Source organism: Priestia aryabhattai, from assembly GCF_023715685.1.
Taxonomy (GTDB): Bacteria; Bacillota; Bacilli; order Bacillales; family Bacillaceae_H; genus Priestia; species Priestia aryabhattai_B.
In genome coordinates this window covers 595,883-622,151 of record NZ_JAMBOQ010000003.1, presented here as the reverse complement: position 1 = coordinate 622,151, position 26,269 = coordinate 595,883, and the positions used below count along the sequence as shown (strand labels likewise).

Here is a 26,269-nt window from a genome sequence, read left to right as displayed (position 1 = left end):
TTTACCTGTTTAACTTATTTTTATCTCTATTATACATGCATTCAAAAAAAAATAGCTATTGGTATGAAGGAAACAAAAGAAAAAGCCAACTATTTACGAATATACTGCAAACAGTTGGCCTTTCTCTTTTTAATGCGTATGTTCTGAAATGTCTGAGAGCGCTTCTCCTGCACGTTCATTTGCATAGCGAAACGTTGATAAATCACCTAGCGATACAATCCCTACTAGCTTTTGATTTTCTACAACAGGAAGACGACGGATTTGATGTTGAGCCATAAGCTTAGAAGCTTCTTCTACAGAGGCTTCCGCTGTAATAGTTATAAGCTCCTCACTCATAACATCCGTTACTTTACTTGAATTTGGCTTCTTTTCTGCAATGCCTTTTATAACTAAGTCTCGATCTGTAATCATTCCTACTAGCTGATCTTTATCGACAATTGGAATTGCGCCTACATTCCATTCCTTCATTTTCACTGCCACTTCATATACATTATCGAGCGTGGTGCATGTTTCCGTATCAGCTGTCATTACATCTTGTACAGTTTTCATTGTTTTATCCTCCTTTACATAGTGTGTTCGCTTTATAGTGTGACCAACTTTTTAGTAAACTTTCGTATTTAAAACGTTTAAATAAAAATAGATAACGTTTACATTTTTCCTTATTATATATTGCAAGTTTTATCCATTCGGCTTATGATTTAATTGGGGTATATTTGTTTTGGGAGGGAGTCCATATGAAATTTGAATATGCAAAGTTTGATTCATTAAAGGTTGATTTAGATTTATTAGATGAGATTATGCATCAATTTGGCCTGGTCCGCGCTGGACAATGGGATTATGAACGCGTCACGTACGATCGAAAATTCGAGTTTCAGCGAGATACCTTCTATTTACGAGTCCAAGGACATGCTATTTCAGGCGATGTAGGGGGCAGGCATGCTGTTATTCACCTTATGACACCTCTACTAGGCAAACATTATTATCCTCACGGTGTAGAATATGGAGACGGTGAATACTTCCCACCATCCCTTGTAGAACAGTGTGAAAAGATATTGGCACAAATCAAATCACAGCTTGAAATCGTTCAGCTATAGAAGTAGAAAAAGCGCAGTAATCACACTGCGCTTTTTCAATTCAAAGGAGGAGTAGATGGAATTTCCTTTGATTTTATATTTTGACGTTCACTAAAATCAGGCATGTACGTATCTTTCTCTCGTTCTTTTCGAGCCCACTGAAAAAAAATAAATCCTAAGACCGTTCCATACACAATTTCTTGAATGATCTTCATAATAACGCCGCCTAGCTGCTGATCTTCCACGGGCGGTAGTGTATTAAACATCTCGGGAGCGAGCTGCCCCAAACTTGCAATCATAGAAGGCGGTACACAAAGGGAAAGAGCTTGCACCCAAGCGCTTGAGTCTGTATACGTCGCATATAAAGAATGATTTGCAAAAATAATCAGCGCGCACGCTGGAGTAAGGAGTACGCCATCTGCAAAAATGTATCCAAGCTTTTTTAAAGAACTTAGCGTTTGTTCTTCTTCTAGCTGATTAACGAGTGGCCACCACATACAAAATGCAGCGATAAATAATACAACACTCACGATTCCGTGGAGCGTCATATCCGTTTTAATAAAATCAAAAAGCAGCGGAATATGATACAAAGAGAATAACCCATTAAATAATAGTAGAGCAATTAAAGGCTTTGTAAAGAATTTAAAAACAGGTTTAACCCCTTTTACATAAATAACAGAACGAGCTAACCACGGCGGAATTCCTAAAATAAAAAGCGGAGGAATCACCAAGTAAACGATTGCCATTTGCGTCATATGAGCACTAAACATAAAATGCCCTAGTAAATCTACAGGTCCTCCTTTACATATATATAAAAGAACCATGCTGATGACAAAATGCGCTTTTGTTTTCCTGCTTACGGCCTCCGCTCCTATAAAATTCCTTCTCCATCTACCAACGATGAAAAAATATAAGACGGTCACCAGACAAATGGTTAAAAAATAGTAAGGACTCCAAAGTGCTTCAAAACCAAACATCTGCAAATTGTTAATCAACGTCTATTCCTCCTTCTACAGATGATGAAAAGGACTGGCGCATGCCAGCCCTTTTCTTTACCACCAAATAATGGTTACAAAAGCTAAAATGGTTAAAAGAGCTACCAATACGCCCGAATACAAGAAAAATGCTGGTATGGTATGTCCTTTGTGGTTCATATGCATGAAATAATAAAGTTGAAAGATGACTTGAACAACCGCCAAGAGCACAATCACCGGCATAATATACCATCCGCTAAACTCTTGATAAACCGCAAAAAAAGCAATTAGTGTTAAAAACAACATCATCGCAAAAGAGATAACTTGCATCTTCATATCTTCTGCGTTTCTTTTTTTACGATACTCTAAATTGAGCCTTGGGTTATCTGAGTTTGATTGATTTGTCGTCATCAGCTTATCCCACCATTCCCATTAAATATACAACCGTGAAAATAAAGACCCAAACAACATCGATAAAGTGCCAGTATAAACTTGCTACATAATATTTTGGGGCGTTATATAAGTTTAACCCCCGCTTCGCATTTCGAATCATCAAAGAACCAATCCAAAGCAATCCGAACGTTACGTGAGCTCCGTGGGTCCCAACCAGCGCGTAGAATGAAGAACCGAATGCGCTGCTTGTAAACGTATGTCCTTCATGAACATAATGCCTGAACTCATAAATTTCTAACCCTAAAAAAGCTAAACCTAAAAGCCACGTAACGCCTAACCATAGCTGCATCTTTTTAAATTCAAAATTTTTCATATGATACATAGCATATACGCTTGTTAGTGAACTTGTTAATAAAATCATGGTGGCTGCAAAGACAAGCTTAATATCAAACAATTCTTCTGGCTTAGGTCCTGACATGGTTGAATTACGTAAAGCTAAATAAGTAGCAAAAAGTGAAGCAAACAAAACCGTCTCTCCGCCTAAAAAGAGCCAAAAGCCAGTAAATTTATTTTTCCCTTCAAGCGTTGCTTTTTCAGGCGAAGCAGGGAAAGTTTCAGCCGTTAGCTTTTGTTCAGTCTCCATTACATCTTCGCCTCCTTGTCATCATCAACTAAGTCTTCTTTATGAATATGAAAGCCGTGATCGTCAATCCATGAACGGAAGAACATCGATAAAAACATGACGATCATTCCAATAATGCCTACAATATCTCCCCACGCATGATCATTTCGATACAAAAAGCCAATCCCTGCAATAAACATTCCAAGCGATATCATAAATGGAATAAACGACGAGTTTGGCATATGAATATCACCAAGAGGTTCGGCTGGCGTCATTTCTTTATTTCCTGCCCTTTTTTCAATCCAATATGCATCTAATCCGCGTACAAGCGGCGTTTGTTTAAAGTTATACTCTGGAGGTGGAGATGAAATAGCCCATTCTAATGTACGTCCGTCTCCCCAAGGATCTCCTCCTACCTTTTGTCCTTTGGCAGTTGTTTTTATAATATTAACAAGTAAAATGAGCGTAGCAACTGCCATGAAAGCAGCTCCTGATGAACTGATTGCATTCCCGAGGTCGAGACCTTGATTAGGCAAGAACGTCCATACGCGGCGAGGCATCCCCATTAGGCCTAAGAAATGCTGAATAAAGAACGTTAAGTGGAAACCAATCAAAAAGAGCCAGAACGTTGCTTTGCTTAACTTTTCATCTAACATCTTCCCAAACATTTTGGGCCACCAGTATGTGACACCTGCTAATATAGCGTATACGACACCGCCTACGATAACGTAATGGAAGTGGGCAACGATAAAATAAGAATCTTGAAATTGATAATCTGCAGGTGCTACAGCTGCCATAACTCCTGTTACTCCCCCGATAACAAATGATGGAATAAAGGCCACAGCATACAGCATTGGAGACGTAAATTCAATACTTCCTCCCCAAAGCGTAAACAACCAGTTGAAAATTTTAATTCCAGTTGGAACGGCAATGGCCATCGTAGCGACAGCAAAAATGGCATTTGCAATCGGACCAAGTCCGGTTGTAAACATGTGGTGAGCCCACACCATGAACCCTAAAAATCCGATTAATACGGTAGCAAAAACCATCGACGAGTACCCGAATAATCTCTTTCTTGAAAAAGTAGGTAAAATTTCAGAGAAAACACCAAACGCTGGAAGAATTAAAATATATACTTCCGGATGACCGAATATCCAGAAAAGATGTTCCCAGATAATGGTGTTTCCCCCCATTGTGGCGTCAAAAAAGTTTCCACCGAACAAGCGGTCAAAAATCATTAAAAACAATCCAACCGTCAGTGCTGGAAACGCAAACAAAATAAGAGCTGATGCAACAAACGTCGTCCACGTAAACAGCGGCATACGCATATAGGTCATACCTGGCGCCCTCATGTTAATGATTGTCACAAGAAAGTTGATACCTGAAATCAATGTCCCGGCTCCGGAAATCTGCAAACCTATCGCATAAAAATCAATTCCGTGACCAGGTGATGCAATAGACAGCGAAGCATATGATGTCCAACCTGCATCAGGTGCTCCTCCTAAAAACCAGCTTAGATTTAAAAAGAGTCCCCCAAAGGCAAACAACCAAAAACCTAACAAATTTAAAAATGGAAATGCTACATCTCGAGCTCCAATTTGCAGCGGAACAACTGCATTCATCATAGCAAAAAGAAGCGGCATTGCAGCTAAGAAAATCATCGTTGTTCCATGCATTGTTAAAATTTCATTATACGTTCCTGCACTAACAAAGTCATTGCTTGGTATAGCCAGCTGAATACGTATAAATAGCGCTTCCACTCCTCCGACTAGAAAGAAGATACCGCCGGCAATTAAATAAAGAATGGCGATTTTCTTATGGTCAACGGTTGTCATAAAGTCCCAAATTGTTCCACCTACACCCTTCTTTTGACTGAGTGTACTCATCGCTAAACCTCCCCTTTTAAAAACGACTGGACGTTTATTTTTCTTTTAAACTCATTAAATAGTCTGCTAGCTCATTCACTTGTTCATCTGTTAAGTCAGGATATGTACCACTCATCTTATTACCCGGCTTAACTTTTTCAGGGTCTTTTAACCATTTTTTGATATTTTCCTTGTTGTGAGGAAGCACCCCGGCTACACGCTCACGTTCAGAAAAACCGGCTAAGTTTGGTGCTTGACGAGCTTGTTCTGGGCGATTGTCTTTGACATCAACAGCATGACATCCGATACAGCTTTCATTAAAGACCTCTTGACCAGCTTTGGCTGATGCTGTTTCTACATCAGGCTTTGCCTTTTTCAAATCTTTTGCCCACGTATCAAACTCATCGCTTGATACAGCCCGTACTTTAAAGTCCATAAGAGAATGAGATGGACCGCAAAGCTCGGCACATTTTCCGTAGAAAACTCCGTTGGCCTCCTTCGATTTTTTAGAATCAAACACTAGCCAGAATTTATTATCATTTTCTGTGTTAGCATCGAGCTTTCCTCCAACTGAAGGAATCCAGAATGAGTGCTTGACGTCAGAAGCTTTAATATTAAAGTAGACTTTTTTATCGGTTGGAACAACTAGATCTTGCGATGTAATAATTTTTTGATTAGGATACTCGAATTCCCACCAGTACAAGTTAGCACGCACATTTACTACGACAGCATCTTTGTCCTTCATTCCTTTTACATCCGCTAGCTTAAATGTTGAGATGACCGTTGGAACAGTCAAAATAATCAGCAACAAAATAGGAATCACTGTCCATATAATTTCTAACTTTCTGCTTCCCTCTACTTGCTTTGGAATCACATTTTCTTCGCCTTTACGACGACGAAAGCGCAGAATAACAAATATAAAGATAATGGTGACAACAATAATAACTAAAACCATGATGGCTGTACTAAGCAGCATAAGCGAATATTGTTCTTCAGCTACCTCACCTGCAGGCTTAAGTGTTGATAAAAACGGTTTTCCACAGGCCGATAACACGAATGCAAACAGCGTAAATAACGACAAAACACGAAAGTTCAATCGCCATTTTTTCATACCATTCCCCAACCTCTCTTTCATTGACGTGATTTCATCTATGCCCTCTTGAGCATAAAACTTATTCCTTCTATAATGAATTCTACATGTAGAAGAAATCCCCCTTGTGCAGTGTCGCATTCATTGAAAGATTTTATCTAGGCAAAAAGCGTTGCGACAATCATTGAGACAAATAAAATAGTTAAATAGTTTAGTGAGTAGACAAACATCATGCTAGCCCACTTTGTGTCTTCTTGTTTATTGTATTGAGCAAATCCTAAAAATAGCCATCCTATGTTTAAAACAGTCGCCAAAATTAGAAATGGAGTGCCTAATTCGTATAAATATAGAGGTAATGGCAACAAACAAGCAACCCAAATGAGAATCTGTCGTTTTGTAAGCTCAAAACCGTGTACAACAGGCAACATAGGAATTCCGGCTGCTCGGTATTCTTCACATCTCCGCATAGCAAGAGCTAGAAAATGAGGCGGCTGCCAAATAAACATGATTAAAAACAACACCCAAGCCACTACGTGTAAATTTGGATCAATAGCGGCCCATCCAATTAAAGGCGGGACGGCGCCTGATATACTTCCGATTACGGTATTAATTGTGTATAGTCTTTTGGACCACATGGTGTAAAGAACTACATATGTAAGTATTCCTGCTAATCCGATGAGAGCAGCTACCGAAGAAACAATTAGTAGCATAAGCAAGCCGGTTAACGTAAAACCGATTCCAATCCCAAGGACCGTCAAAGGTGCAAAACTCCCTGTCACTGTAGGTCGTCCCTTTGTTCGTTCCATTAGAGGGTCAATGTCACGATCTATGTAATTATTCAAACTGCATGAACCGGCGATGATAAGTGAAGAACCTATTAAAGTAAAAAATGCTTTATCCAGGTTTTCTAAGAAGTGTTGTTCGTTGAAGAAAAGAGCTAGCCAAAAACCAGTAAAGGTGGTGATGAAATTTGAGTTGACTATTCCAATTTTAATTGTAGCTAAAAAATCTGACCAAATGGAACTATTTTCGCTTACATGAGCTGTGTTAGGCGATGCAGAAAGCGTTGAATCTTCCACCATTTTCGAATCTTCCATGGCGCTTCCTCCTTTACTCATCCACAGACTTTTATCTATTAAATAAAGAGTCTATAAATGAAGGCGTTTTCAACATATTTTTACAAAAATCCCCTCTTTGTTCACAAAGAAGTCATATTCCTCTCACCAAAACTACTTAAAAGCTTCACATGTAAACGATAAAATAGTAGAGAAATATCTATTTCTCATGTTTATTAAACCATATTTTGCCGCTACTTTGTGAAGAATTCATGAAAAAAATATGGATTTTTTTTGTCATGAGCTAAATGCTTGTCCCTGTCACTTGTTAAAAGATATTTCTGCAAGTAAAATAGTTTTCTGTACGGTACCTTTTACATATCTGCAGAGTCAAACTCATGAACAAACCTTACACTTTCTACCATTATAACAAATTCAATCAAGTTTATGGAGAATAAATGAAATTTATGTTTAATATACAAAAAGATTAGGATAAATTGTTTAGCTCGTTATATTACTTACTTTGCTTTTAGGATGGTGATTATTGTGCGACTTGGATTAAAATTTTTATCCGTTGTGACGAGCATGGCCATGTTACTTATTCTACTTGGCGGTGCCCTTGTTACGAAAACTGGTTCAGCAGACGGGTGCGGAGATTCTTGGCCTCTGTGTAACGGGCAGCTCATTCCTGATCCTTTAACATTTGAAACCGTTGTTGAATTAAGCCACCGCTTAGTTTCTGGCGTGTCAGGCTTTCTTGTGCTCGCTTTATGCGTATGGGCATGGATTTCACTAGGGCATATAAAAGAAGTTAAACCTTTAGCGTTTATCTCTTTTTTCTTCCTAGTACTGCAAGCATTAATTGGGGCAGCAGCCGTTATGTGGGGGCAATCAGATGCAGTGCTAGCTCTTCATTTTGGTATTTCCCTTATTTCGTTTGCTTCTGTGCTGCTGTTAACACTCATTATCTTTGAAGTGGATCGAAAGCTCGACGCAAATAATATACAGCTAGGCTTTAAAATGAAAAAACATATTTACGGAGCTATCTTGTACACATATGCCGTTGTTTACACAGGCGCGCTTGTTCGCCATAAAGAAGCTAGTTTAGCTTGTCCAGACGTTCCATTTTGTTCAAACGGAAACGGTTGGCTACCTGTTGATTTGAATCAGTGGATTCAAATGGGACATCGATTCGCTGCTGTTTTAACGTTTGTATGGATTTTAGCTGCATTTATCCATGCAGTTAAATATTATCGTAATCAGAAAAATATTTTTTACGGATGGTTAGCTGCTCTCATTCTAGTTATTTTTCAGGCGGTTTCCGGTATGCTTGTTGTTGTCACACGTTTGCAGCTAGAGCTTGCGCTTGCCCATTCTTTAATTATCTCTTTCCTATTCGGGGTATTAAGCTATTTAACCTTACTTGCAACGCGTCATACACATAATTGATCAAAAAAAGGTACGAGCTCAGAGCCCGTACCTTTTTTGATTAGCTTTCTAATTCAATTAATAAATCTCCCGGCTGGATGCCATCTCCATTGGACACGTGTACTTGTTTAATCACGCCGTCAAATGGTGCTTGCACGGTTGTTTCCATTTTCATTGCTTCTGTGATCATTAAGTGATCACCTTTTGAGACTTTATCGCCTTTTTCCACTACTACTCGAATAACGGTTCCAGGCATGGAAGCGCCGATGTGGGCCGGATTTCCTTGGTCCGCTTTTTGTTTTGCTGTGACGGTTGTTTTGACACTTTCGTCTTTAATCACTACTTCACGAGGCTGACCGTTCAATTCAAAGTATACTGTTCGCGTACCGTCTGCCTGAGGTTCTCCAATGGATACAAGGCGAACAATTAAGGTTTTTCCTTTTTCAATCTCAATTTCAACCTCTTCTCCTAAACGCATTCCGTATAGGAAAGTTGGTGTATCAAGAACGGAAATGTCCCCGTATTGCTCAACTGCTTTGTGATAATCCATAAATACTTTTGGATACAGCGCATATGCAATGGCATCAAAACTTGTTACTTGACGATTTAAGTCTTTAAATAGCTTTTCTTTCACTGCATCGAAGTCCACATCTTCTAACAGTTCTCCAGGACGAACTGTAATAGGTTTTCTGCCTTTTAGGATGATGCGCTGAAGCTCTTTAGGGAATCCCCCATGAGGCTGTCCTAAATACCCTTCAAACAATTCAATAACTGAATCCGGGAAATCAAGCGTTTCACCGCGCTCAAACAGCGTTTCTTCTGTCAAGTTGTTTTGAACCATAAACAATGCCATATCTCCAACTACTTTTGATGATGGCGTAACTTTTACAATATCACCAAATAACAAATTCACGCGTGAATACATATCTTTTACTTCATCCCAGCGGTTTCCTAAACCAACTGCTTTTGCTTGTTGCTGTAAGTTGCTATATTGACCGCCTGGCATTTCATGCACGTACACTTCCGTATGGGGAGCGTTCATGCCGCTTTCGAAGTCTTGGTAATATTTTCGCACGTCTTCCCAATAGTAAGAAAGCTCTTCTAGACTTTTAATATCTAAATTTGGTCTGCGGTCCGCTCCTTCTAAAGCGTAATAAAGAGAGTTAGCACTTGGCTGAGACGTTAAGCCTGCCATTGAACTTACGGCTACGTCTACAATGTCTACACCTGCTTCAATTGCTTTTGCATACGTGTATACACCGTTTCCGCTTGTATCATGCGTATGAAGGTGAATCGGAATATCAACCGTTTCTTTTAGAGCCGATACTAAATCATAAGCTGCCTGTGGTTTTAAAAGACCCGCCATATCTTTAATGCCTAGAATATGTGCTCCAGACTGCTCAAGCTCTTTTGCTAAATTCTTATAGTAATCCAAATCATACTTACGGCGTGTCGGATCTAAAATATCACCTGTATAACACATCGCTGCTTCTGCAATCTTTCCTGTTTGACGAACTGAGTCAATTGCAAGAGTCATTCCTTGCACCCAGTTTAAGCTGTCAAAGATACGGAAAACATCAATACCTGCATAAGCTGATTTTTCAACAAATTCCTTAATTACATTATCAGGATAGTTTTTATATCCAACCGCATTTGACGCGCGAAGAAGCATTTGGAAAAGAACGTTTGGCGCTTGTTGACGTAAAGTAAGCAAGCGATCCCATGGATCTTCTTTTAAGAATCGATAAGCGACATCAAACGTTGCTCCCCCCCACATTTCCATAGAAAATAAATCTGGAAGCAAGCGTGCAGTTGGGTTAGCTACTTGTTTTAAGTCGTTTGTACGAATACGCGTTGCTAAAAGAGACTGATGGCCATCACGGAAGGTTGTATCCGTTAATAGCACTTCCTTGCGTTCTTTCACCCAATTTACTAGCCCTTCAGCGCCTTTTTCATCTAAAATCTGCTTTGTTCCGTTTTGAATTGGTTTGCTTATATCCACACTAGGAACGCGCGGTTTTGTAAAGATTGGCTTTTTCTTTTCCGATACACCAGGGAACCCGTTTACCGTAACATTCCCAATGTATGTAAGCATTTTAGTTCCGCGGTCTTTTCGCTTAGGGAAGACAAAAAGTTCAGGCGTTGTATCAATAAATGATGTATCATAAGCACCTGTTAAGAACTTATCATGTTTCACTACATTTTCAAGAAACGGAATATTTGTTTTAATTCCACGAATACGAAACTCTTTTAAGTTCCGTACCATTTTTGATGCGGCTTGATCGAATGTTAATGCCCATGTTGTTACTTTTACTAACAGTGAATCATAATACGGCGTAATCACAGCACCTTGGAAGCTGTTTCCCGTATCTAAGCGTACGCCAAAACCGCCACCCGAACGATAAGCCATAATCTTACCCGTATCCGGCATGAAGTTGTTTAACGGATCTTCTGTCGTTACACGAGATTGAATCGCATATCCATGTACTTGAATTTTATCTTGTGCAGGAATGGACACTTCCTTGCTGTGAAGTGCGTAGCCATCTGCAATTAAAATTTGCGATTGAACGATATCAATACCTGTAATCATTTCAGTAATTGTGTGCTCTACTTGAACACGTGGATTTACTTCAATGAAATAAAAATCGCTTCCTGATACTAAAAATTCTACTGTACCTGCATTTATGTACTGCACTTTTTCCATCAGCTGCACAGCTGCTTCACAAATGCGGAGACGTAAGTCTTCATCTATAGAAACACTCGGAGCTACTTCTACTACTTTTTGGTGACGACGCTGCACAGAACAGTCGCGTTCATAAAGGTGTACAACATTTCCTTGTTCATCACCTAAAATTTGCACTTCAATATGTTTTGGGTTTTCAACTAGTTTCTCGACATACACTTCATCATTACCAAAAGCTGCTTTTGCTTCTGATTTGGCACGGTCATAAGATTCGCTCAAGCTATCTGCATCGCGAACGATACGCATACCTCGACCGCCTCCGCCCAAAGCTGCTTTGATCATTAGAGGATATCCATGCTGATTAGCAAATTCTTTTGCTTCGTCAATCGAATCAATAGGACCATCCGTACCAGGAATAACGGGAATATCTGCTTGAATAGCCTGATGACGTGCTTTTACTTTATCTCCAAACATATCAAGATGCTTGGATTTTGGGCCAATAAAAATAATGCCTTCTTCTTCGCAACGTTTCGCAAATTGGATATTTTCTGACAAAAATCCATAGCCAGGGTGAATAGCATCTACATCATGGGACTTAGCAATGTCGATGATGCCTTCTATATCTAAATAAGCATCAATCGGTTTTTTCTCCGCTCCTACTAAATAGGCTTCATCCGCTTTGTAACGGTGATAAGAACCTGCGTCTTCCTTAGAATAAATTGCAACAGTCCGAATATTCAGTTCAGTACATGCTCGAAATACACGAATCGCAATTTCTCCTCGGTTTGCTACTAATACTTTTTTGATTTTTTTAGTTACAAAACTCATGTTGCTAATCTCCTCTCAATTTCGTATAAACTTCAATATATAGCAAAATTGGATAAAAGAAAAGCAAAAATCAATGGAAAACGATAAAATTCCAATAAATTTTTGCTTTTTTTACACAATTTTTTCACGAAAATCAATCAGTTGTTGTTGATGTATTGTTCGGATGTAGCACAATATTTTCCGTATTTTTTTGTTTTTTGTTTTGATAATTTACGAAAAACGATATATTTACAATAATTCCCATAGACACCATAAGCGTTAGCAGCGAAGATCCTCCATAACTGATAAACGGAAGCGTTACGCCGGTAATCGGAATGAGTCCCGTAAGCCCTCCGAGGTTAATGCCTGTTTGAATACCTATCATACTGGCTACTCCAATACAGATCATACTAGCAAAAGGATCCTGAGATTTTTTAGCCAGCATTAAAATCCTGAAAATTAAGAAGCCTAAAAGGCCCAGCACGAGCATAACTCCAAAGAACCCTAATTCTTCTGCAATAATAGCCATAATAAAATCGGTATGGGGCTCTGGAAGATAACCATACTTTTGTACACTTTCTCCTAAACCAAGGCCTTTTAAGCCTCCTGTACCTATTGCTAAATATGAATTAACCAGCTGATAACCGGTCCCTTGAGCATTAGCAAACGGATCTGATGCGCCGGTAAAACGGCCAATTCGATTAGCAGTAAACTGACCTGTAAAAAAACCAATCGTAATAATTACCATAAGCAAAATGATACCTAGTGCTAGCATGCGGAAAAAGGTTTTTCGAGAGATTCCCGAACATAGCATAATTGTAACGGCAATAGCGAAAATAATTGATCCGGTTCCAAGGTCAGGCTGAATAGCTACAAAACCTAATATTAGAAATACAAGGCCCATAGGTCCAAAAAAAGCTTTTTTGATGTTGTCAATATACTCTTGCCTTTTAGACAAAACATACGATAAGTATAAAATGACAACAAGCTTGGCATACTCAGCCGGCTGCATGTTTGCCCCGCCAAGCTGCAACCAACTTTGCGCATTGTTACTCGTATGCCCCATTACAAACACAAGCAAAAGCAGTACAAAAATGCCCAGAATCGCATAAGGCAGTATTTTAGGATACAGCTTGTAAGGTGTTAGCATTGTTAAAATGAACAATACAAGCGTAAAAGCAAGCCACATTTTTTGTCTGTTGTAAAAGAAATCACTTGACGTATGATATCTTGTAATACTTACAATCATACTTGAACTGTAAACCATAACTAGTCCAACCGCACAAAGAAGCAGCACTGGAATCACAATTGAATAGTCAAAATGCCTAAATATTTTTTTTACCATAACCCTCTTCCTTTAAAAATGACGTGTTTCTGTTTCGTTTCATCTTTTATGTACAAATTTGAGTAAATCAGGAAATTTCAACCACCTGTAATAAAAAACTCAAACTACGTTTGTATATAGTTTGAGTTTCGATCGCGTGATTTTTATTTTTTTGTAAACGCTTCATGCAGTGCAGAAAGTTCACGCTCGAGGCGGTCTAGCAATGTTTTTCCAACACGTTCATCAATTAAACCAAGACGAACTGCAAAATCAATTTCTCTTGATAAACCAAACATTTGTGTATCTAAAACCTCTTCATAAAGAGGACATTGTGGCATTGTTAAGTTATCCATTTGAACTTGAATTAATTGCAAAATCTTATCTGCATCAGCTTTTAACAACGCATACGCTTTTTCACGATGATCTATCATTGTCTCAGGCGTCAAACTCAATCCCTCCGTTCGCGAGCGATTACCTAATCTATCTCTCAATTTTAAAGGCTATGCTCCAAAAAAGCAAGGATAAACATGTCCTTGAGGCTGGCCGTCTTTTTTATACTGTTACTTTCTCAAAACCATTACCATAGATGTAGGAAATTTCGCACTTTCGTTGACTTTTACATTATATCATACGAGAATCACTCTCAACTAAATTTTTTCATCAAAGTGACAAATAAGTAGAAAGCGCTTATACTTTTAGCAAGGGGGCATTTATTATGAATTCAATTATTATGTTAAAAGGAAAAGTAAAATATACGCTGACACTCGACCCAAGCGTGTGGATTTTCGATGACCGCAAGCTCGATATGGACGTTTTTTTTGAACATCCACCGGAGCAAAAAGACGAAACAGAAGCGTACACAAAGGCTGTTTCGAAGCACTGGGACCGTGAAATTCAAGAAGGAGCCGTCTTTCCTCCTACGTTAAAAACCGAAAAGAAATTCAAAAAACAGGAGCTAGTAAATGGGACATTTGGCATTTTATTTGCACCTTTTCTAGCAAACGCTTCACCTACTGAAGAAGCTACCAACGTTTCATTTAAAACAAAAGACGCGCTGATTTCTTTTTCATTAGAAGAAGCGCAAAAACTAATCTTTGGTTTCAGCCAAGACGGAAAGCCTCTTAGAGAAGATGGGCCTATCTATGTCTATTTACCAGACGGCTCTAACCGAAATAACCCTATTAAATATGTGGAAGAAATCATCGTTACATAATAAAAAAAGTGGGGTTCCAAAAGAAACCCCACTTTTTTTAAAGAATATCAGCTGCTAATTGTGCTAGCCCAGAGCGTTCTCCTTTGATTAACCGAACGTGGCCTGATACTTTTTGCTCTTTAAACTTTTCAACTACGTACGTTAATCCGTTGTTATACTCATCTAAATAAGGATGATCAATTTGAGCTGGATCTCCCATAAGCACAATTTTACTTTTTTCTCCTACCCTTGTTAAAATTGTTTTAATTTCATGTTTCGTTAAATTTTGCGCTTCATCAATAATAATGAACTGCTCCGGAATGCTTCGGCCTCTTATATATGTCAAGGCTTCCACTTCTATTGAACTGAGCCCCGCTAGAATCGCATCCAGTTCTCCAGGTTTTTTAGTGTTGAATAAGTACTCTAGGTTATCATAAATTGGTTGCATCCATGGACGAAGCTTCTCTTGCTTTTCTCCTGGTAAGAATCCAATATCTTTCCCTAAAGGAACAATTGGACGAGCTACAAGTAGCTTTTTAAAACATCCTAAATCTTCCGTCTGCATAAGTCCTGAAGCTAAAGCAAGCAGCGTTTTACCCGTACCCGCCTTTCCAATTAACGTAACCAGTTGAACGTCGTCTCTAAGAAGAAGTTCTAAAGCCATAATTTGCTGAACATTTCGAGGTTTGATTCCCCAGATATGATCATATTCAAATAAAAGCTTTTTTACTTTCGTTGTTGTTTGATCGACAATGCCGATGGCTGATCCAGATCCTCCAAATGCATCTTTCATGACTAAGAATTGATTTGCAAAAAAGGAGTGGTTCGCAATTTGCGACGTTAGCAACTCCCCTTTTTCGTAAAATTGACTCAGCAGTTCTTTTGCAATATAGACTTCTGAAAAGCCTGTATAAATACTATTGAATTCCACTACTCGATCACTTAAAAAATCTTCTGCCTTTAAACCGATTGCGTCAGCCTTCACACGTACCAACACATCTTTACTCACTAGTATCACTTCACGTCCATCTTCTTTTGTTTCCTCTTCAAGGGATAGATTTTTAGCAACAGCTAAAATTCGATTATCATTTGTTTTTTCCACAAAGATTTCTTGAAGCTGTTGAAAAGAGCGATGATTGAGTTCAATTCGCAAATGGCCCCCATTTTCTAAAGGGATTTTCTCATATAACTTTCCATGCTGTCTCAAGTTATCAATGAGTTTAGATACCTGCCTTGCATTTCGTCCGACTTCATCCATGTTTCTTTTTTTCGAATCAACTTCTTCTAGTACAACGGCCGGAATCACTACTTCGTTATCATCAAATGAAAAAATTGAATGCGGATCTTGTAATAAAACATTCGTATCTAATACATAAATTTTTCCCAATAATTCAGCCTCCTACTCCGATTGTTTTTCCTGTAAGGAGTGAAACAAGGCACCCATCCATTTATATACTATGTAACGCACATATGTGAAGTGACCTTAAATGGACGGACCATTTTCTTTAAATATATGAACACGTGCATAAAGATAGAAGAACTATTAGAAACTAAATACAAATTACTACAAAAAATGAGTCATTCATAAGGAGGAGTCTCCCACATGAACAAATTTTTTCTATCCATTAGCTTATGTTTTATTACACTAACTGGCTGCAACAATAACCAAGCAGACGTTGAAGAAGGGCAAAAAACAGATCGAATTGTACAGGTCAAAAATTCATCTCCTGAACGCTCTCACAAGCGAACTGCTAATGAAATATCAGCGCATTTAGTTGAACTGGCTTCAAGCGTTCCGAATGTAAACGATGCTACTGCCATTGTGCTTGGTAAGTATGCAATCGTAGGCATTGACGTCGGCAAAGATATTGATCGTTCAGAAGTAAGTTCAATCAAATATACAGTTGCCGAAGGTCTGAAAGCTGATCCGTACGGCGCTAATTCTGTTGTTATTGCAGATCCTGATACGGTCGCTCGGCTAAAACAAATTGGAAATGAAATTCGTAAGGGTCGGCCGGTTACAGGATTTTTAGATGAATTAGCAGCCATTGTGAACCGAGTGATGCCTGAATTTGCAGAAGAAATCCGCAGAAATCCTAGTTCAACAGATACAAACAATCAAAAATTAAATAATAAACAAGAGCAAAACTTAAAGAATGAGCAGGAAAAACAATCTAATAATCATCTTCAAAAAAATGAATAAGAAAGTCGCTTAGCGGCAGGCTGCTGCTAAGCTTTTTTTATCGCTTCAATTACTTGCTTATCGAGTTTAGCGGCTGCTACTGGATCATAGGTCTTTTCATATGAAGGATTTACTGAAATCTTAGAACCATAGAACATGACATCTCTTACTTCATTAATATCTAGTTCAATTAGCGTCAGCTTTAAAGCTACTCCTTCTAACTTTTCTTGCAATACCTCAGCTATTCCACTGATTGAGTAGCATGATTCATTGGCAAGAATATTTACCACTGCTTTATTCGTATGTTTAATGTTTTCTACAATCCTCGATTTGACATCTACGGCAAATCGAATTTTTTGCTTAGTCGGAGCTACTAACCACGAAATGGCACTAACATTTGGACCGTTTGTTTCAAAATCAATAGTTGAAATGGTTGCAAATCTCTCTGTCTGTAGCTCATCGTATAATGCATCTACTAATTGAGTCTCGACTTCGTTGGCCATTTTCATCCCTCCTACTGTTTATGTACTTACTAGTTACTATCTTCGAGCTAACAAGCAAAATTACCTGCTTCTTTAGGAATGTTTTCCTATCGTTCCTTTTCTACTGAGAGATAGCACCGCAAAAAAACTTTATAAAACAAGAATTTTCGGCTAGAATGATGTATAGAGAAGTTGAGGTGATAGAAATGAGAGTACAATGTGTCATGTGCGATAAAATTGAAACAATTGAGGATGAAACGCTCGTGGCAAAACGACTGCGCAACCGTCCTATCCATACATATATGTGCAATGAATGTTCTGAACGGATTGAAAAACGAACAAAAGAACGCATAGCTACCGGTAACTTTAAACTATATGAGTCGAAAAAGACAGAGGAGGATTGGTAAGGTGATCCGATTAGGAATAAGTATTGGCATTTTAAGCGGGAGTATCCTTGGGTTATGTTTGAAATGGATAGAATGGCTAACCGGCAAACAAGTTTATACCCTTTTATTAAATGTTGATTTTATTCCTATCATTGACCCTATTCAATGGCCTGAATGGGTAGAGTTTGTTTTTCATTTATTCATTGCCGTTGTAATTGGGATCGTTTTTGTTTACATAGTAGATAAATTAAATAATATGTCTATTCGAAAAATCGTATTGTGTTCCTTTTTATTAACACTTCCAACCATTCCTCTGTATTTTCCGTTGACGTTGCTTGCGCTCAAGCCTACGCCTGCGGTGGATGATGCATTAGCGATTTTTTATTGAACAGCTGGTTATTTAATTTCCGCAGCCGCTCTTACCATCGGCTATATCATACTAAAAAGACGCTTGTAGCTACAAGCGTCTTTTTATGTAGTCTTTTATGAACCAAACGAGGACTTTTGCTTTTTAGCCTGATAGAGCCGTATTTTATAAATAATCAATACAAGCGCTGCAACCACAAGCCCTTCAGCTACAGGTAAAAAAATGCCTAAAAACGTTAATATCGTACATCCAAAAGCTAAAAATAGATAAATAACCACAGATTTTAAAAGCGGCAGCTTCTTTGCAAACCCGAGCTTGTACACGAGAACAGATAGCCCTAAAATTGTAAAGTATAACAGCCACATTCCTATTTTTGCATGTTCATCTACTTGATACAAAGCAGCAAAAAATGAAAGGTGTTCTTTTACATCCATAATTCTTCCCCCTATTCCTTACTTTACATTATTCGATATAAACCACCTTTTTCCTTTCCGGATCCCTTCTTTATAAAACGCTTCCAAAAGATAGAAAATTCTGATATAATAGATAAAAAACAAGCCGCTAGCAGATAGAGCTAACGACTTACTTTTTTTATTATTTGGTGTCAGCGTATTTTTTCTTTTTCGCTGCTTTTTCACGCTCATTTTTATCAAGAATTTTTTTACGTAGACGAATAGATTCTGGTGTGATTTCACAATATTCATCTTCGTTTAAATATTCAAGTGATTGCTCTAGAGACATAATACGAGGTTTTTTCATACCTGTTGTTTGATCTTTGTTAGCAGAACGCATATTCGTCATTTGCTTCATTTTACAGATGTTAACAACGATATCATTTTCACGAGTGTGTTCTCCTACGATCATACCTTCGTATACTTCTGTACCTGGCTCAACGAAAATTGTACCGCGGTCTTCTACGCCTTGGATTCCATAAGTAGATGATTTACCGCTTTCCATAGAAACAAGCACACCTTGACGGCGACCTCCAACTTGACCTTGCTGCATTGGTTGGTAGCTATCAAATGAATGGTTAATGATACCGAATCCACGAGTTAACGATAAGAACTCAGTTGTATAACCGATTAAACCACGTGCAGGAACCATGAAGATTAGACGAACTTGACCACTGCCGTTGTTAATCATATCAACCATTTCGCCTTTACGAGCACCCATTGATTCCATAATAGAACCTGTATGTTCTTCAGGCACGTCGATTTGAACACGTTCAACTGGCTCACAGCGAACGCCATCAATTTCACGAACGATTACTTCAGGTTTTGATACTTGAATCTCATATCCTTCACGACGCATATTTTCAATTAAAATAGATAAATGAAGTTCTCCACGTCCTGAAACGACCCATACATCCGGTGAATCAGTATTTTCCACGCGTAAACTTACATCTGTCTCAAGTTCAGACATTAAGCGCTCTTCAATTTTACGAGATGTAACAAACTTACCTTCACGACCAGCAAACGGTGAATTGTTTACTAAGAACGTCATTTGTAAAGTAGGTTCATCAATACGTAAAATTGGCAGTGCATCTTGGTGGTCAAACGGACATACTGTTTCACCTACGTTGATGTCTTCCATTCCTGATACAGCGATCAAGTCTCCTGCTTTTGCTTCTTCGATTTCAACACGCTTTAAGCCTAGGAAACCGAATAATTTTGTTACGCGGAATTGTTTTACCGTACCATCAAGCTTCATTAATGCAACTTGCTGGCCTACTTTCATTGTTCCGCGGAATACGCGACCTACACCGATACGACCAAGATAGTCATTGTAGTCAAGCATTGCCACTTGGAATTGAAGTGGTTCGTCGCTGTTGTCTACTGGTGCTGGAATGTGCTCAATGATTGAGTCAAATAGAGATGACATGTTCTCATCTTGCTTTTCAGGGTTCGTGCTAGCTGTTCCGTTGATTGCTGAAGCATAAACAACAGGGAACTCAATTTGTTCCTCGCTTGCACCTAGTTCAATAAATAAGTCAATTACTTCATCAACTACTTCAGTTGGACGAGCAAAGTCACGGTCGATTTTATTGACAACAACAATCGGCGTTAAGTTTTGCTCTAATGCTTTTTTCAATACAAAGCGCGTTTGAGGCATACATCCTTCGTATGCATCTACTACAAGTAGAACACCGTCTACCATTTTCATAATACGCTCAACTTCTCCACCGAAGTCAGCATGTCCTGGCGTATCCATGATGTTGATACGCGTATCTTTATAATTAATAGCTGTGTTTTTCGCTAAAATTGTAATTCCACGCTCACGCTCAAGGTCATTTGAATCCATCGCACGTTCTTCAACATGCTCATTAGTACGGAATGTTCCGGACTGATGTAATAATTTATCTACTAACGTTGTTTTCCCATGGTCTACATGGGCAATAATGGCAATATTACGTAAATCTTTACGAATGTTCACGCATTTCACTCCTATGCTTGTAATAACTAAGCTATTATATCACACTAACTCTAGAATTGCCGAATGATTTTGTTGTACACTATAAATATCCGTTACAAATGGGAGGAATCAACATGAGAAACATTAAGTGGGTATTCGTTTTATATGCATTCATCGCAACTGCAGCAATTATGTCAATTGGCATATTTATCGGAGAAGGAAGCGCTCTCGGGGTCATTTTAGCTATCGTAGCTTTAATTGTTGTAATGGGTTTTGGCTTTACGACTAAGAAAAAAATGCGAGAAAAAGGGCAGCTATAATTTTTTTGCGATGATTGAAAGCGTCATGGCCATTTGCAACATCAAAATGGTTCATGACGTTTTTTCATCACAAAACTCTTTGACTCCACGTAAGTCTTCACTTCTATTTTATTTTTTCCACTTTCCTTCAAGGTACGTACGAAAAATTTCGTCATGTAATGTTGGTTTGCTTACAAACACACTGCTTTTTTCCAGAATCTCTAACGGCTTTCCTTCTAAATCCGTCATAACTCCTCCAACTTCTTCAATCAACACTTTACCGGCAGCAAAGTCCCATGGAGCCAAACGTAAAGTAATATATCCATCCAAGCGTCCAGCCGCTACGTAAGCAAGCTCAATAGCTGCGGATCCATATGAGCGAGTCCCTCTTACTTTACGCACGAGCGGACTTAATACAGAAGGGTCAATACGACGATTCTCCGTCACCCATGTTGCATTTAGGCTAATAATAGCTTGTTCAACTGGTACAGGTTCAAGTTTCGGCAATTCAATGTCATTCATAAACGCGCCGTGTCCTTTTAAAGCATGATACAGCTCATTATGAATAACATCATAAATATAACCTGCTTGTCCTACACCATTTTCAAATATACCGATGGAAATAGCAAAATTTCGCTGCTGATGAACAAAGTTCATTGTACCGTCGATTGGATCGATAATCCAAATCGTTCCTTCTTCGGATTCAAGCTCTTCTCCATATCCTTCTTCTCCAAGAATATGATGTTCCGGAAATGTTTCATTGATTTTCGAGATAAAAAACTGTTCAATTTCTTTATCCATATTTGTTACTAAATCATTTGGATTCGATTTCGTTTGAATGAGAAGTTCTTTACTAAACGACTGTTGAATTTTTTGTCCAGCTTCTTTTAGCCACTCTTTAACGTATGTATCAATTTCTTTCCAGCATTGTGTCATCTCAATTCCCCCTCAAAAATACGTCTCTTATTTAAGCTTAAGAAAACCTCCGTAAGATGTCAATTAACAGAGCACGTGGGAGAAGAACTGCCGCTTCTTCTCCCACGTGCTCTGTTACCACTTATGAATCTGCTCATTCAATTTAACCCTTTTTTACAGTTTACCCTTATTTGTTCTATTTTATTCCCGTATCTGCTATTGAAGAGATATCATTTCTTCACGAAGTTTCTCGAGCTTTCGCTTACATTTTTGTTTTTGTTCCTCATTATTCTCCATCATGGCTTCATATAACGTCGCTAACTCGTAATCTAACTCCAAACGAATTACACCTAATCTTTTTTGTCCATCATTCTTCTTATACATATTCACCACTTGTTTCATGTTTCAAACACCCCTCTCAAATTATTGAACCCGCTTATAGAAAACTAAATTTTCAGATATTTTGATTGATATAGTCTATGTCGAAACCTAATCTCATGTAACTAAATTGTGTGATTACCTATAAAAAAATGATAGACACGTTTTGACAAGCATATGCGAATTAATTGGTATTTATGCTTTTCCTGTGGTAGAATCTTCGCGTAAATCATACTTACTTGCATAGATGCACAGCAGCTATACATATTCACTAAAAAACGGAGGTTTCACATGGCATTCTCAGGATTTTCACAAGATGACTTTAACGTATTCCGTATCGAGGGGCTTGATGCACGTATGGAAGCCATCAAGACAACGATACGCCCAAAATTGAAACAATTGAGCAATCATTTTGCTCCTACTCTTTCTTCACTTTGTGGAGATGAAATGTTCGTACACATTGCCAAGCATGCACGAAGAACAGTTAACCCGCCAGCAGATACGTGGGTAGCCTTTGCTAACAGTAAACGCGGGTACAAAAAGCTCCCTCATTTTCAAATTGGCCTTTGGGAAACACACGTCTTTGTGTGGTTCGCCGTCATTTACGAATCACCTATTAAAGAACAATTTGGAAAGCTGCTAAAACAAAATATTGAGGAGATTCGTCAAAATATCCCAGCCTCTTTTGTTTGGTCGAAAGATCATACAAAACCTGATAGTGAAAAAATGGACGACTTATCTTCTGAAGACTTAGAGAGTTTGTTTGAGCGTCTAGAGACGGTTAAAAAAGCTGAGATCCTATGCGGCATTACAATTCCAAAAGAAGAAGCAATTGCAATGAACGGCGAAGAATGGATAGCTCGTATTGAACAAACATTTCATACGGTAACTCCATTATATGAACTAACTAAAAAAGCATATGCATAATTTTAACGAATTGATATAAAAAAAATGGAGCCAAGCTTGGCTCCATTTTTTACATTTTTATGATGTCTCCAGAAGAAGCAGTCTTTGCTTTTTGAATCGTTCGATAAGAAGAGTATTTGCTTTGGTCTTCAAAATCGTTGCAGATTGTTTTTTCTTCTGCTTTACTTGGCACAATTTCTTTAAATCGGCGATAGACTGCCATTAGCTGATCGCGCTCAATACCTTTTTCATAAGCTCGTTCAATGCTTTCAAAAAACTTCACTACATCAACAATTTCTTCTGTACTCCAATCAAGGGAGATAGGGTATTGATATTCCACTTCTCATCACTCCATTTATTTCTTCAATCTATGTATATCTATATTCTTAACTCTATCACAATCTATAATGTACACAAAATTTATTCTCTTTTCACACAAAAGAAATGCTCCTTTTTTTTCTTTTTATTTTCTCTTTAAAATATCTTTGCAAATGGTTTAATAAGTGCTATAATTCTTTTGTTTTATGGGGATTTTCAAAACATAAAGAACTATAAAATAATGAGTAATAAGCAGTTTACAATTACTTGTATTTTTTTAACTAAAATTTGTATTTATATTATCAAACAGTAGTAAACATACACGTTTCATTCATTTATATAAGGTCTGATATTTTAATATGTAGAATTCACCAGCCGCTGCTTTTTGTATATAAAATTGAATGCTGTAATTTGATAAAAAAACAATCAAAGTCCCTCTAAGCTTTGCTTAGAGGGACTGACAATTTATGATAAAAGAGGTGTATAGCAAAGTTGTCTTCTCAATTTTCAACTCCATTATTTACTGGATTAGTTAATCACGCTAAGAAAAACCCAACACAATTCCATATCCCTGGACATAAAAAAGGAAATGGAATGGATCCTGAATTCCGCTCATTTATTGGCGATGATGCTTTGTCCATTGATTTAATTAATATCGGTCCTCTTGATGACCTTCACCAGCCAAAAGGCATTATTAAACAAGCGCAGGATTTAGCTGCAGAAGCATTTGGTGCTGATCATACTTTTTTCTCTGTTCAAGGAACGAGCGGAGCAATTATGGCAATGGTTATGGCAACATGTGGACCCGGAGATAAAATTATCGTTCCTAGAAACGTGCATAAATCTGTTATGAGTGCGATTGTTTTTTCAGGAGCTACGCCTATTTTTATTCATCCTGAAATTGACGAAAATCTTGGCATTTCTCACGGTATTACATCGGACTCTGTAGAAAAAGCCTTAAAGCAGCACCCTGAAGCAAAAGCAGTACTTGTTATCAATCCAACTTATTTTGGAATTTCAGGAGACCTTCGTAAAATCGTAGAAATTGCCCACTCGTATCAAGTGCCTGTACTTGTTGATGAAGCTCACGGCGTTCATATTCACTTCCATGATGATTTGCCTCTGTCTGCTATGCAGGCCGGTGCAGATATGGCAGCAACAAGCGTGCATAAATTAGGCGGCTCTATGACACAAAGTTCAATTCTAAACATACGCGAAGGCTTAATTTCTCCAAAACGTGTACAGTCTATTTTAAGCATGCTGACAACAACATCAACATCTTATCTGCTTCTGGCTTCTTTAGATGTTGCACGAAAACGTTTAGCTACAGAAGGAAAAGATCTGGCTGAACGTGCAATTTCTCTTGCTGAAAAAGCACGAAAAGAAATTAATACAATTGAACATATCCGATGTATAGGCAGAGAAATCTTAGGCACAAAAGCTACGTATGATTTAGACCCTACTAAATTAATTATTTCTGTTTCAGATTTAGGAATTACGGGGTATGACGTAGAAAAATGGATGCGTGAAGCTCATAATATCGAAGTCGAAATGTCTGACCTGTATAATATTCTATGTATTATCACGCCTGGAGATACAGAAGAAGATCTTTCACGCCTGGTCACAGCTCTGCGTGAGTTATCCGCAAAATTCCATTACCTTTCTGAGACAACGGCAAAACCGGCTATTTTATTACCTGATATTCCTGTACTGGCTTTAACACCTCGTGATGCTTTTTACGCTGAAACCGAAGTAGTACCTTTTCACGAGTCAGCAGGTCGTATTATTGCAGAATTTGTGATGGTCTATCCTCCTGGTATTCCTATTTTTATTCCTGGGGAAATCATCACTGAGGAAAATTTAACATACATTGAAACAAACTTAGAGGCAGGTTTGCCAGTGCAGGGTCCGGAAGATTTTGAATTAAAAACATTTCGTGTAATTAAAGAACATAAAGCAATTCAATAAAAAAAAGGTGCGAAACTCCGCACCTTTTTTTTATTGAATTAATCTAAATCTTCATCTGCTTTTTGACATTCTCCGCTTTTACATGTTGAGTATAATCGTGTCACTTTCTCATCTTCGAAATGATCAATTGTGCAGTTACATGTTTGACATACGATTGTTCCCATTTTGTAAACTCCCCTTTAACCGTTTTTTTGTAAGCGTTTTACAACTCTTAATATTATATTATTATGTCACATTAAATATGTCAACAACTAATTAGTATGTCACATTAAAAATATTTTTCTCATAAATGTCATATTTGTTTTAAAAAAGCTGACCGCTTAGCATCATCTCTATAAGTTTCATTTCTACCCATTTAGATGAAAAAATAACGTCTAATTTCACATCTATTTCAGCACTTTAAAATAATTACGAAAAATAAGAATTTGGGCTCTTGCTGCTTTTTCTTACTAATAGGGTAGACATTTTATACAAACTTTACTACAATGTATAACCATGTGGTTTCATGTATAGCTAAAAAGGTTATATGAGAAACTATGTTATGTAAAATAGAATAGGAATTCAGACAACAAATGGTGATTTAAATCCTTCAGGCTCTATTAAGCTTACGTGGGGCTTAATTCAATCGTTAACAGCAATCATTCTGCTTTGGACAGGCTGTGTGGATGCGCTCCAAACAGCTGGATTATAGCAGCACTTCCATTCTCAATTGTGCTGGTGCTAACGTTCTTCTCATTAATGAAAGCATTTAAAGAAGAAGGCTCATTGAAAAAAGAAAAGAAATCTGTGTAAGATAAAAAAAGCGTTAGCTTATATAAGCTAACGCTTTTTTTATCAAATCTTACGTCGTGCAAAATAAAATTAGTTGATAACATGTCAAGCAGACAGTTGAAGTTGTGCCTGTCATCATAAGTGCCAGTCTTTTAGATTTGACGTTCATTTCTGCTATACCGTAAGCTAAATAAGCAAATACTAAAAATAAAATAATTTTAGATGTCAATTGATCACGTTTTGATAGCAATTCAACCAGTGAATAACCAATCCAAATAACAATGTGCAAGCTCCAAACGAAATACGTCTTCATAGCTCCTTCGCCGCCTTTTCATTCGTTACCCAAAAGAACAAATTTGTATCTAACTATAAGAAAAGC

General features: G+C 37.9%; 29 protein-coding genes. 10 read left to right on the top strand and 19 right to left on the bottom strand.

The genetic code is table 11. The features are described from left to right. Window positions 1-129: 129 nt before the first annotated feature. The gene (locus M3225_RS16250; protein WP_251395354.1) at window positions 130-549 is read right to left on the bottom strand and encodes a CBS domain-containing protein; all 420 of its coding nucleotides are present in this window, start codon (window positions 547-549) and stop codon (window positions 130-132) included. Window positions 550-734: 185 nt separating this feature from the next. Here M3225_RS16250 and M3225_RS16245 point away from each other — a divergent pair, with 185 nt between their 5' ends. Next, on the top strand, window positions 735-1,094 hold the full coding sequence (locus M3225_RS16245; protein ID WP_251395352.1) for a YugN family protein: 360 nt from the start codon (window positions 735-737) through the stop codon (window positions 1,092-1,094). Window positions 1,095-1,129: 35 nt separating this feature from the next. On the opposite strand, the gene ctaG is transcribed toward M3225_RS16245, so the two are convergent. The 6 genes from ctaG to cyoE form a co-directional block, all read right to left on the bottom strand. After that, window positions 1,130-2,068, bottom strand: a complete 939-nt coding sequence (gene ctaG / locus M3225_RS16240; RefSeq protein ID WP_251395350.1) for a cytochrome c oxidase assembly factor CtaG — start codon at window positions 2,066-2,068, stop codon at window positions 1,130-1,132. A gap of 57 nt (window positions 2,069-2,125) precedes the next feature. Continuing rightward, window positions 2,126-2,458, bottom strand: a complete 333-nt coding sequence (gene ctaF, locus M3225_RS16235) for a cytochrome c oxidase subunit IVB (protein ID WP_014460982.1) — start codon at window positions 2,456-2,458, stop codon at window positions 2,126-2,128. A gap of 4 nt (window positions 2,459-2,462) precedes the next feature. Next, window positions 2,463-3,083 (bottom strand): cytochrome c oxidase subunit III, encoded by a 621-nt coding sequence (ctaE, locus tag M3225_RS16230; RefSeq protein WP_013056081.1) that lies wholly within the window; start codon window positions 3,081-3,083, stop codon window positions 2,463-2,465. Continuing rightward, window positions 3,083-4,948 (bottom strand): cytochrome c oxidase subunit I, encoded by a 1,866-nt coding sequence (gene ctaD, locus M3225_RS16225; RefSeq protein WP_251395348.1) that lies wholly within the window; start codon window positions 4,946-4,948, stop codon window positions 3,083-3,085. Before ctaD ends, ctaE begins: the two co-directional genes overlap by 1 nt. Window positions 4,949-4,982: 34 nt before the next feature. Further along, window positions 4,983-6,038, bottom strand: a complete 1,056-nt coding sequence (gene coxB / locus M3225_RS16220; protein WP_251395346.1) for a cytochrome c oxidase subunit II — start codon at window positions 6,036-6,038, stop codon at window positions 4,983-4,985. Window positions 6,039-6,175: 137 nt separating this feature from the next. Continuing rightward, entirely contained in the window at window positions 6,176-7,114 is a 939-nt protein-coding gene (gene cyoE / locus M3225_RS16215; protein ID WP_251395344.1) for a heme o synthase, read from the bottom strand. 504 nt (window positions 7,115-7,618) lie between these two features. Between cyoE and M3225_RS16210 the strand changes: the two genes are divergently transcribed. Then, window positions 7,619-8,521, top strand: coding sequence for a COX15/CtaA family protein (locus M3225_RS16210; RefSeq protein WP_251395341.1), 903 nt, complete (start codon window positions 7,619-7,621; stop codon window positions 8,519-8,521). Window positions 8,522-8,561: 40 nt separating this feature from the next. Here the strand turns inward: M3225_RS16210 and pyc are convergent, their stop codons facing one another. The 3 genes from pyc to M3225_RS16195 all read right to left on the bottom strand — a co-directional run bounded on the left by pyc (window position 8,562) and on the right by M3225_RS16195 (window position 13,745). Then, on the bottom strand, window positions 8,562-12,011 hold the full coding sequence (gene pyc, locus M3225_RS16205; RefSeq protein WP_251395339.1) for a pyruvate carboxylase: 3,450 nt from the start codon (window positions 12,009-12,011) through the stop codon (window positions 8,562-8,564). Between the two features lie 133 nt (window positions 12,012-12,144). Continuing rightward, window positions 12,145-13,335, bottom strand: a complete 1,191-nt coding sequence (locus tag M3225_RS16200) for an FtsW/RodA/SpoVE family cell cycle protein (RefSeq protein ID WP_251395337.1) — start codon at window positions 13,333-13,335, stop codon at window positions 12,145-12,147. A gap of 143 nt (window positions 13,336-13,478) precedes the next feature. Beyond that, window positions 13,479-13,745 carry a YlaN family protein gene (locus tag M3225_RS16195; RefSeq protein ID WP_370506486.1) on the bottom strand — a complete coding sequence of 89 codons (267 nt, stop codon included), beginning with the start codon at window positions 13,743-13,745 and terminating at the stop codon, window positions 13,479-13,481. A gap of 284 nt (window positions 13,746-14,029) precedes the next feature. Between M3225_RS16195 and M3225_RS16190 the strand changes: the two genes are divergently transcribed. Further along, entirely contained in the window at window positions 14,030-14,527 is a 498-nt protein-coding gene (locus tag M3225_RS16190; RefSeq protein WP_028407950.1) for a hypothetical protein, read from the top strand. Between the two features lie 37 nt (window positions 14,528-14,564). Here the strand turns inward: M3225_RS16190 and M3225_RS16185 are convergent, their stop codons facing one another. After that, a complete protein-coding gene (locus M3225_RS16185; protein ID WP_251395335.1) occupies window positions 14,565-15,893 on the bottom strand; it encodes a PhoH family protein in 1,329 nt (442 codons plus the stop codon). A gap of 216 nt (window positions 15,894-16,109) precedes the next feature. On the opposite strand from M3225_RS16185, the gene M3225_RS16180 reads away from it, so the two are divergent. Next, window positions 16,110-16,709 (top strand): YhcN/YlaJ family sporulation lipoprotein, encoded by a 600-nt coding sequence (locus M3225_RS16180; RefSeq protein ID WP_013056071.1) that lies wholly within the window; start codon window positions 16,110-16,112, stop codon window positions 16,707-16,709. Between the two features lie 26 nt (window positions 16,710-16,735). Here the strand turns inward: M3225_RS16180 and M3225_RS16175 are convergent, their stop codons facing one another. Further along, complete coding sequence (locus M3225_RS16175; RefSeq protein WP_195780791.1) at window positions 16,736-17,191, bottom strand: pyridoxamine 5'-phosphate oxidase family protein; 456 nt, start codon at window positions 17,189-17,191, stop codon at window positions 16,736-16,738. 185 nt (window positions 17,192-17,376) lie between these two features. Here M3225_RS16175 and M3225_RS16170 point away from each other — a divergent pair, with 185 nt between their 5' ends. Both M3225_RS16170 and M3225_RS16165 read left to right on the top strand, forming a co-directional pair. Next, complete coding sequence (locus M3225_RS16170) at window positions 17,377-17,577, top strand: YlaI family protein (protein WP_013056069.1); 201 nt, start codon at window positions 17,377-17,379, stop codon at window positions 17,575-17,577. 1 nt (window position 17,578) lies between these two features. Next, window positions 17,579-17,944, top strand: coding sequence for a hypothetical protein (locus M3225_RS16165; RefSeq protein WP_251395333.1), 366 nt, complete (start codon window positions 17,579-17,581; stop codon window positions 17,942-17,944). Window positions 17,945-18,039: 95 nt separating this feature from the next. Here the strand turns inward: M3225_RS16165 and M3225_RS16160 are convergent, their stop codons facing one another. Further along, window positions 18,040-18,357: a YlaH-like family protein gene (locus M3225_RS16160; protein WP_285885690.1), complete on the bottom strand. Its 318-nt coding sequence runs from the start codon at window positions 18,355-18,357 to the stop codon at window positions 18,040-18,042. A gap of 160 nt (window positions 18,358-18,517) precedes the next feature. Then, window positions 18,518-20,356 (bottom strand): translational GTPase TypA, encoded by a 1,839-nt coding sequence (gene typA, locus M3225_RS16155; protein WP_013056066.1) that lies wholly within the window; start codon window positions 20,354-20,356, stop codon window positions 18,518-18,520. Window positions 20,357-20,469: 113 nt separating this feature from the next. Here typA and M3225_RS16150 point away from each other — a divergent pair, with 113 nt between their 5' ends. Further along, a complete protein-coding gene (locus M3225_RS16150) occupies window positions 20,470-20,655 on the top strand; it encodes a YlaF family protein (RefSeq protein WP_045293815.1) in 186 nt (61 codons plus the stop codon). 108 nt (window positions 20,656-20,763) lie between these two features. On the opposite strand, the gene M3225_RS16145 is transcribed toward M3225_RS16150, so the two are convergent. Together M3225_RS16145 and M3225_RS16140 are read right to left on the bottom strand one after the other, a co-directional pair. Next, complete coding sequence (locus M3225_RS16145; protein WP_251395331.1) at window positions 20,764-21,570, bottom strand: inositol monophosphatase family protein; 807 nt, start codon at window positions 21,568-21,570, stop codon at window positions 20,764-20,766. Between the two features lie 195 nt (window positions 21,571-21,765). After that, entirely contained in the window at window positions 21,766-21,951 is a 186-nt protein-coding gene (locus M3225_RS16140) for a hypothetical protein (RefSeq protein ID WP_013056063.1), read from the bottom strand. A 267-nt stretch (window positions 21,952-22,218) separates the two neighbouring features. Here M3225_RS16140 and M3225_RS16135 point away from each other — a divergent pair, with 267 nt between their 5' ends. Next, window positions 22,219-22,854, top strand: coding sequence for a YktB family protein (locus M3225_RS16135; protein WP_251395328.1), 636 nt, complete (start codon window positions 22,219-22,221; stop codon window positions 22,852-22,854). Between the two features lie 49 nt (window positions 22,855-22,903). On the opposite strand, the gene M3225_RS16130 is transcribed toward M3225_RS16135, so the two are convergent. Continuing rightward, window positions 22,904-23,173, bottom strand: a complete 270-nt coding sequence (locus M3225_RS16130) for a UPF0223 family protein (RefSeq protein WP_251395326.1) — start codon at window positions 23,171-23,173, stop codon at window positions 22,904-22,906. A gap of 470 nt (window positions 23,174-23,643) precedes the next feature. Between M3225_RS16130 and M3225_RS16125 the strand changes: the two genes are divergently transcribed. Continuing rightward, complete coding sequence (locus M3225_RS16125; RefSeq protein ID WP_285885688.1) at window positions 23,644-25,119, top strand: aminotransferase class I/II-fold pyridoxal phosphate-dependent enzyme; 1,476 nt, start codon at window positions 23,644-23,646, stop codon at window positions 25,117-25,119. Between the two features lie 38 nt (window positions 25,120-25,157). Here M3225_RS16125 and M3225_RS16120 read toward each other — a convergent pair whose 3' ends face one another. Continuing rightward, complete coding sequence (locus M3225_RS16120; protein ID WP_013056059.1) at window positions 25,158-25,283, bottom strand: GapA-binding peptide SR1P; 126 nt, start codon at window positions 25,281-25,283, stop codon at window positions 25,158-25,160. Between the two features lie 445 nt (window positions 25,284-25,728). Here M3225_RS16120 and M3225_RS29835 point away from each other — a divergent pair, with 445 nt between their 5' ends. Beyond that, window positions 25,729-25,911 carry a hypothetical protein gene (locus M3225_RS29835; RefSeq protein WP_308215746.1) on the top strand — a complete coding sequence of 61 codons (183 nt, stop codon included), beginning with the start codon at window positions 25,729-25,731 and terminating at the stop codon, window positions 25,909-25,911. A gap of 49 nt (window positions 25,912-25,960) precedes the next feature. On the opposite strand, the gene M3225_RS16110 is transcribed toward M3225_RS29835, so the two are convergent. Beyond that, on the bottom strand, window positions 25,961-26,203 hold the full coding sequence (locus M3225_RS16110; RefSeq protein WP_251395324.1) for a hypothetical protein: 243 nt from the start codon (window positions 26,201-26,203) through the stop codon (window positions 25,961-25,963). Window positions 26,204-26,269: the final 66 nt, after the last annotated feature.